Below are 4,724 nucleotides of genomic sequence, written 5' to 3' on the forward strand. Positions count from 1 at the left end.
GCCCCCACCCCCCTCGACCCACCGGCCGCCACGCAGCGTCCGCGCCTCGCACTTGCCGGCCTCCTCGGCGCACTCGCACTGGCGAGCGCGGTCGGGCTCATGGCCGTATCCGGATGGCTGATCTCGCGCGCCTCCGAGCAGCCGCCCGTCCTGTATCTGATGGTCGCCGTCACCTGCACCCGCGCCTTCGGCATCGGCCGCGCCGTCTTCCGTTACGCGGAGCGGCTCGTGTCGCACGACGCGGTGCTGCGGCATCTGGCCGAGGTACGGGTGGCGGTCTACCAGCGGCTGGAGCGGTTGGCTCCGGCCGGGCTGCGGGGGCATCGGGGGGACCTGCTGACCCGCGTCGTATCGGATGTGGACGCGCTGCAGGACCGCTATCTGCGGTGGCTGCTGCCGGTCGTCTCGGCCGGCGTGGTGAGCCTCGCGGCCGTCGGGTTCCTGGCCTGGCTGCTGCCCCAAGCGGCGCTCGCGCTCGCGATCGGGCTCCTCGCGGCCGGGGTGCTGGCGCCCATGGTGGCGGCCACCGTCGCCCGCAGGGCCGAGCGGGCCGTGGCGCCCGTACGCGGTGAGCTGGCGACCCGGACGGTCGATCTGCTCGGCGCCACCGCGGAACTGACCGTCGCCGGCGCGCTCCCCCGCCACCTGGCGGAGGTCGAGCGCATCGACGGCCGGCTCACCCGCATCGCCCGCCGCAGCGCGGCAGCCACCGGCCTCGGCTCCGCCCTCACCGCCCTGGCCTGCGGTCTTACGGTCGCGGCCGCCGCTGTCGCGGGCGCGCAGGCGGCCGCGGACGGGCGGCTCTCCGGCGTCTGGCTGGCGACCGTCGTCCTCACCCCCCTGGCCGCCTTCGAGGCGGTGAACGGCATGCCGCTCGCCTTCCAGCAGCGGATGCGCGTGCAGCGTTCGCAGGAGCGGCTGCGGGAGGTCATGGAGACACCGATCCCGGCCGCGGAGGGTACGGGCCTGCCCCCGGCGGATCCGTATCCGATCACTCTCCACAACCTGACCGTCCGCTATCAGGACGCGCCGCCCGCCCTCCAGGACGTGAGCCTCACGCTCACCCCCGGCCACCGCGTGGCCGTCGTCGGCCCCTCCGGCTCCGGCAAGACCACCCTCGCCAACACCCTCCTCCGCTTCCTCGACCCGGCCGCAGGCCGCTACAGCCTCGGCGAATACGACGCCGACGCCGTCCGGCGCATCGTCGGGCTCTGCGCCCAGGACGCCCACATCTTCGACAGCAACCTGCGCGAGAACCTCCGCCTCGCCAACCCCGACGCGGACGACGCCGGCCTCTGGCACGCCCTCCGCGCAGCCCGCCTCGACGACTGGGTGCGCGGCCTCCCCGAAGGCCTCGACACCCCCGTAGGGGCGAACGGCGCCCAGCTCTCCGGCGGCCAGCGCCAGCGCCTCGCCCTCGCCCGGGCGCTGCTCGCGGACTTCCCCGTCCTCATCCTCGACGAGCCCGCCGAACACCTCGACCTGCCCACCGCCGACGCCCTCACCGCGGACCTGCTCGCCGCCACCGCGGGCCGTACGACCGTGCTGATCACGCACCGTCTCACCGGCCTCGACGAGGTCGACGAGATCCTGGTCCTCGACCACGGACGCGTCGTGCAGCGCGGCACGTACCAAGACCTGGCCTGCGCCGACGGGCCCTTCCGCAGCGCCCTCGGCCACGAGCTCGAATCGGGACACCCCGAACTGGTCACCCCATGAGCGACAAATTACGCTCATGACCATGAATCGCCCGGACTCGATGGACGCCGCCGCCCAGGCCACCCGCGGCCTGCAGGGCATGCCCCCCGAGTTCACCGCCCGCGTATCGCAGCTGCTGGAGGCGATGCGGTCGATCGGGACCGGGCTCGACCTGCACACCACTCTGGACCGGATCGCGGAGACCGCCGCCGAGCTGGTGCAGGCTCGGTACGCGTCGATCGTCGTGATCGATTCGGTGAGCGGGGACCTGGACGAGTTCGCGTCGTTCGGCGTCGACACGGTGGACCGGGAGCGGCTCGACGAGATCCCGGAGGAGCCGGGGACCTCGCTCAGCGTCCCGATCGAGGTGGACGGCGAGAACTTCGGCGAGATCGTGCTGAGCGAGAAGGCCGACGGGGGCACCTTCACCGGTAATGACCTGCAGCTCGTACGGGTCATCGCCACCGAGGCGGGCATTGCCATCGGCAATGCCCGGCTGTACGAGGCCAGCCGCCAGCAGGCGCACTGGATCAACGGCGCCAACGCCGTCACCACCGCCCTGCTCTCCTCCGCCGACGCCAAGGACGCGCTGCAGGTCGTCGCCGAGCAGGCGCGCACGCTCGCGGACGCGGCGGCCGGCGTGGTGCTGCTGCCGATGGACGCGGAGGGCGACGGCGAGGGCGGGCTGGAGATCGTCGCGGCGGCCGGGGAAGGGACCGAGGACATGGTCGGCACCGTGGTGCCTTGGTACAGCCCCGTGGCCGCGAAGCTCGCCGCCGGCGAGGCAGTCTTCGTCGACGACTCCGCCCACGACCCGCGCATGATCACCAAGGTGGCGCAGCGCTTCGGCCCTTCGATGATGCTGCCGATGGTGAGCGGCGCCCGGGTGCTGGGCACGCTCGCCATCCCCCGCGCGCCGGGGGCGCCGCTCTACACCGCGGCGGAGAAGAACCTCGCCCGCCGCTTCGCCTCGCAGGCGGCCCTCGCGCTCGTGATCGACGAGGCGCAGCGCGACCGGGAGCGGCTCGCGGTGTACGAGGACCGCGACCGGATCGCCCGCGACCTGCACGATCTCGTCATCCAGCGGCTGTTCGCGACCGGGATGATGCTGCAGGGGGCGCGGCGGTCATCGGTGGTGGAGAGCGTGCAGGACCGGCTCGACAAGGCCGTGGACGAGCTGGACAAGACGATCCAGGAGATCCGTACCGCCATCTACTCGCTGCAGCAGGAGCCCTCCCAGGTGGCGACCGGGCTGCGGGCGCTGGTGCTGCGCGAGGTGGCGACGGCGGCGGCGCCGCTGGGGTTCCAGCCGTCGACGTCCTTCGTCGGCGCGGTGGACGCGATCGTCGACGACGACACCGGGCGGCATCTCCTGGCCGCGCTGCGGGAGGCGCTGTCGAACGCCTTCCGGCATGCCAGGGCCAGCCAGATCGGCGTCTCGGTCGACGCCACCGCGAGGCTGCCGGACGGGCGGCACGCGGTCCGCCTCACCGTCGCGGACGACGGCGTCGGCATCCCGGCGGAGGGCACCCGGCGCAGCGGGCTGCGGAACATCGAGGCGCGGGCGGAGTCGCTCGGCGGCTCGGCGTGGACGGCGCCGGGGCTCGGCGACTGCGGGGGCGGCACGTCGGTGGTGTGGCAGGTGCCGGTGTCGCTGCCGGACGGGGAGTAGTTCACCTCCGCTTCAGTGCTTCGGCTTCAGTACGAGCACCACCGCCGCGCCCACGAGCGCGAGGCCGGCCGAGACGGCGAAGGCCAGGTCCGCGCCGCGGGCCAGGCCGCCGGGTGCGGAGGTCGCCACCGCGATGGTGAGTGCCACCCCCGCCGCGGAACCGATGTAGCGCGCCGTGTTGTTGGCGCCCGAGCCCATCGCCGCGCGTTCGGCGGGGACGGAGTCGACGGCGATACGGGGCAGGGCGGCGTTCAGCAGGCCGCTGCCCGCGCCGGCGATCAGCAGGCCGGGGAGGAGGCGCGGCCAGGAGCCGCCGTCCAGGGCGCCGAGCAGCGCGAGGATGCCGGCGGCGTGCCCGGCGAAGCCCAGTGCCAGCTGGTGGCGGGCGGTCAGGCGGTGGGCGAAGCGGCGTACCTGAAGGGCGACGGCGAAGGACGTGCCCGCCCAGAGCAGGAAGAGCCAGGCGGTGGCGATGGCGGACATCTGCAGCGTCTGCTGGAGCAGCGGCGAGAGATAGCTGAAGGTGCCGATCACCGCGAGGCCGGTGAACAGCGCGCCGGCGGCGGAGGCGAGGAAGTCCGGGCGGCGCAGCAGCGCGAGGTCGATGACGGGGGCGCGGCCGCGGCGGGGGGCGCGGCGTTCGGCGTACGCGAAGAGGGCCAGGCCCGCGGCGGCCGCGGCCGCGAGCAGCGCCACCGGCGTACGCAGCCAGCCGTCGCGGCCGAGGGTGAGTGCGCCGGTCAGCGCGGTGAGGGCCAGGCCGAGGGCGAGGGTGCCGAGCAGGTCGGGGCGGCCGCCGCGCGGGCTGCGGGACTCGGGCAGGGCGCGGGCGGCGAGCGCGCCGCCGAGGAGGGTGAGGGCGGCGAGGAACCAGTAGCCCGCCCGCCAGTCCAGCTCGGCGAACCCGGCCGCGACCACCGGGCCGAGGGCGATTCCGCCGCTGATCGAGGCGCCCCAGATGCCGGTGGCGCGGACGCGCGCGAATCCCGCCGGGAAGGCGGTGGCGATCAGGCCGAGGCTGGCGGCGATGACCGCAGCGCTGGCGATGCCCTGGGCGATACGGGCCAGGGTGAAGGTGAGCGTGGAGCCGGCCAGGGCGCCGAGCGCGGTGGTGGCACCGAGCGCGAAGGTGCCGATGAGGAAGGCGCGGCGGCGGCCGTGGTCGTCGGCGAGGCTGCCGGCGACGAGGAGGGCGGCGGCGAGGCCGAGCGGGGTGCCGTTGAGCAGCCAGGCCTGGGCGGAGAGCGGGGTGCCGAACTCGGCGCTCATCGCGGGGAGGGTGAGCATCGCGGCCGTGTAGTTCATGAGGGCGGCGACGGTGACGAGGCAGGTGGCGAGGAGGACGGCGGCGGGG

The 4,724-nt window shown here is 74.7% G+C and carries 3 protein-coding genes; 2 read left to right on the forward strand and 1 reads right to left on the reverse strand.

The window, feature by feature from the left end:
* Both cydC and G5C51_RS39890 read left to right on the forward strand, forming a co-directional pair.
* On the forward strand, positions 1-1,719 hold a 1,719-nt coding region (cydC, locus tag G5C51_RS39885; protein ID WP_165245499.1), incomplete at its 5' end, for a thiol reductant ABC exporter subunit CydC.
* Positions 1,720-1,741: 22 nt separating this feature from the next.
* Positions 1,742-3,370 (forward strand): sensor histidine kinase, encoded by a 1,629-nt coding sequence (locus G5C51_RS39890; RefSeq protein WP_240930250.1) that lies wholly within the window; start codon positions 1,742-1,744, stop codon positions 3,368-3,370.
* Between the two features lie 12 nt (positions 3,371-3,382).
* Here G5C51_RS39890 and G5C51_RS39895 read toward each other — a convergent pair.
* On the reverse strand, positions 3,383-4,724 hold a 1,342-nt coding region (locus G5C51_RS39895; protein ID WP_338118484.1), incomplete at its 5' end, for an MFS transporter.

The sequence above is a fragment of the Streptomyces coryli genome, assembly GCF_011044975.1.
Classification (GTDB): domain Bacteria; phylum Actinomycetota; class Actinomycetes; order Streptomycetales; family Streptomycetaceae; genus Streptomyces; species Streptomyces coryli.

Bases quoted from the DNA above. Each gene is read 5' to 3' on its own strand.
- G5C51_RS39890 (WP_240930250.1), top strand. From the start codon at position 1,742: ATGAATCGCCCGGACTCGATGGACGCCGCCGCCCAGGCCACCCGCGGC.